1 protein-coding gene and 2 pseudogenes are annotated in these 3,135 nt (G+C 42.3%); 2 read left to right on the forward strand and 1 reads right to left on the reverse strand.

The annotated features are described in order from the left end of the window. Positions 1 to 433, reverse strand: a pseudogene (locus V6C93_RS38380) (ATP-dependent helicase); the annotation flags it as partial. Positions 434 to 1,332: 899 nt separating this feature from the next. Here V6C93_RS38380 and V6C93_RS21215 point away from each other — a divergent pair. Both V6C93_RS21215 and V6C93_RS21220 read left to right on the forward strand, forming a co-directional pair. Continuing rightward, on the forward strand, positions 1,333 to 1,470 hold the full coding sequence (locus V6C93_RS21215; RefSeq protein WP_333478667.1) for a hypothetical protein: 138 nt from the start codon (positions 1,333 to 1,335) through the stop codon (positions 1,468 to 1,470). A 343-nt stretch (positions 1,471 to 1,813) separates the two neighbouring features. Next, positions 1,814 to 3,135: pseudogene (locus V6C93_RS21220) on the forward strand (PBS lyase); the annotation flags it as partial.

Genomic DNA, 3,135 nt, shown 5'->3' on the forward strand with positions numbered 1-3,135 from the left:
AACTCCCCATAATGGCATCCTCAACCCCACTATGGGCAACGTGATACATTTTGCCGTGCAGTAAGTTGGACTGCTTGACTGACCGAATCTGCACTTTATCTGCAATCCAGTCGGCACATTCTTTCGCCACTCGCCTTTGTACCAACCGATTTTGTAGCTGTAGACCGTCATCTTCAATCTTGAAGGTCTTCTTTTCAGTCTTATCGGGGTCAAGGGACTTAATGAAGCGAGGTTCTCCGAAAAGAAACTTCAAATTTTTGATGCTTATAAGGTGTTCTTTTAAGGCATCAAATGCATAGATTGTAAAGTAAGCAGAGACAATAGAGAGCGTTGAGTCTTCCTTGATTTTAGTTCTCAAAAAATCGCCAACGCTTCCTCGACGATGGTTGTCCCTAATTCCAGATATTGGAGGACAATGGGGATTGTACGGCATATGAGGTGTACCTATGGCTGGTTGGGGAAGTGTTCATCTAATTTCCTATAGAACTAATCGGTGAAATACCGCTTTAGAAATTCTGGGCATTCGCACCCATCCCATTCACCTTCAGTTCAGCTTTAGCTGTAAGTGAATTTCTAGATAGGTAAAGAAAGATATAAAATTAAATCATTTGATAGTTTTATGAGAACGTATCCCCCAGTGAAAAAGTCAAACTTTCTCCTTACGTCAAAATTTAATGAGATTTGGTTGCGCCCGTAAATTGGCTGGTGTCAACTCCAACAATTTCTCTATAGGGATTATTAATTAATATAGTTTCTACTTAATTTCATTAGGCTTCAGCTCGTATATAATAGAGGCTCCTTTAATAAAAAAAATTGGTCGTTTAAACAGCATTAAAAGCCGTCATACATTTATTTATACAAGACTGCTGTCTGTAGTTCCTAATTAAAGCCATGTTAAATCAAATCCTTCCTTAACTAATACGATAACTATTTTTGCGAGGGAAGAGGTGGCGTTTGAGCAATCGTTTGTAAAGAGATTGTTAAGGATACTCTAGTTATTGCACCACAAGGATTGCAGCAGCTAGGCTGACGGCTCTCCGTCAAATCGTCTAATCCTTGTCTAGTCTTAGATTGAAAGCACTTTATAGTTTCTTTACAAATATTCACTAAGTTAAACTCCATAAAAATTCTTCCGAGTAAGCTTTTTCTAGAAAAGTTTTTTTTAGAAGAAAACTTGAGTGATATCTATCTACTTTGGATGTGATTTTGCTCATCCTTTAAAATTATTTTTTTGATATATTTACTAAATCTTTGTCTCAAAATCAAAAGAGTTTTTACTGAAATTGGAAAACAAGATGGCTTTATATTCTGTAAATCTACGGATTGACATTTGTGACTGAATATGTAGTGGATGTGTTGGTGATTCAGGCAATGAACGGGGTGAGGCTGGGAGTGATTGAGCAAGTTGCGCTCTTTTTCTGCTGCGGCTGGAGGTTCCTCACTCTCGAAGACACGGTAGCGATCGCATGATAGGTATCGCCCTTTGGAGCGATTCGCAAGAATCCTGCCTTGCTCAAACGGCAAAGCCTAGAGAGCGAATTAGCTAGGAGCAGACATCTAGCGGCGCTAAAGCGAATGTGAGCTGCTTCCTGCTGGCGGTATGCACATCTGACGATCCAGTGCCTCCGGGTGGGCTTGGTGTTGGACGAGTTAAACGTCTGTTTCTTTCTTAACGAAAGCGTGATGCTTATTAATTTTCGTACAGAGTTTTTGTCTACCTGTCACTCTCGATGCAAACCTTCTGGCTTTCTACAATAAGTTAAGTAGCCTCAACAGAAGTGAACCAGTGGTCAAACACATTAGACAAAGATTCTTGACCGCAATCGCCCTCGCTGTTGTCGTCCTTTCATTCCTTTCATTAAGCTTGCTTTTGACAGGTAATAGCTGGGCGATCGCTTCGAGTGATGGGGAGATTGCTCCTGTCATTGAGAAAGTTGAGGACAAGCAGGCAGCAGAACAAGCCCAAACCATCCAAGCACTACAGAAAATAAGTCAGCCAGCACTGTCTACTCGGAGCGAAGCCTCAAAAAAAGACGATAAAGAAGACCTAGCACGTATCCGTCAGTTTCTTGATGGTCTTGTAAGTAAAGTCGATATTGAAAAAATAGCCCAAAGAGTATTTCAACCGATTATTCAAAATAAATGGGCACGGGGAATACTGGGAGCTTTGGTTTACGTTGTTTTACTCCTAGCACTCTTCTGGCTAAAACCACTGTGGTTGTTGCAAATCAACGAATGGGTGAATCGAAACTCTCCCTTTACTACAGTTAATCAAAAGATTGGAGACACTACTGTTATGGGCATAGTGTTTCGCACCGTGATTAGTTCCCTGCTTTTGAGTTATCGTCCTAGAGTCCTGGATGCGTGGGTTGAGAAAAACATCGCTAAGGCTAAAGAGGGATTTGAGAAGATACCCACAGTAGATAAGCGTAAGATTCACATTTCTTCTGTCCCTGTTAATCTCAACGATAAATTAGTTCAATCCCTTACAGCGAAGGATTTGCAGCCAACATTTGAGAGAAATCCAGCACGGCTGCTTATCTGGGGAGAAGGAGGTGCAGGCAAAACGAGTTTAGGTTGTCAGATTGGCAAGTGGGCAATGGCAGAAGATAAGGCAGAACGCCTTTGTAAACACCGGATGCTGCCAGTGCTGATTGAGGAAGAATTAGGAGGCGAACAGCGTTTCATGGAAGCCATTCGCCAGCAACTCAAAATCTTGCTTGACAAGTCGGAGCCTATTTCTGTAGAACTACTGGAACAACTCCTCAAACACCAACGAATTCTGGTGATTGTGGATCATTTATCTGAAATGAGTGAAGCCACCCGCCAAGCAATCCCCTTCAAAGCACCGGAGTTCCCGGTTAAGGCTTTGGTTGTTACGTCTCGGCTGGAAGAAAAGCTAGATGGTGGAAACAAAACTACTATCAAACCTCTCCGTGTTGAGGGAAATCGCCTCTCGTCATTCATGGATGCTTACCTGACGCAGCAAGGCAAGCGGGAACTATTCGACGATCCAGAGTATTTCGATGCCTGCCGCAAGCTTTCGCTAATGGTGGGTGAGAGAGATATCACTGTCTTGCTAGCCAAACTGTATGCAGATCAGCTAATCGCCACAAAGGAAGGTTCGGAAGCTGA

Source organism: Allocoleopsis sp. (genome assembly GCF_036703385.1).
Lineage (GTDB): Bacteria > Cyanobacteriota > Cyanobacteriia > Cyanobacteriales > Coleofasciculaceae > Allocoleopsis.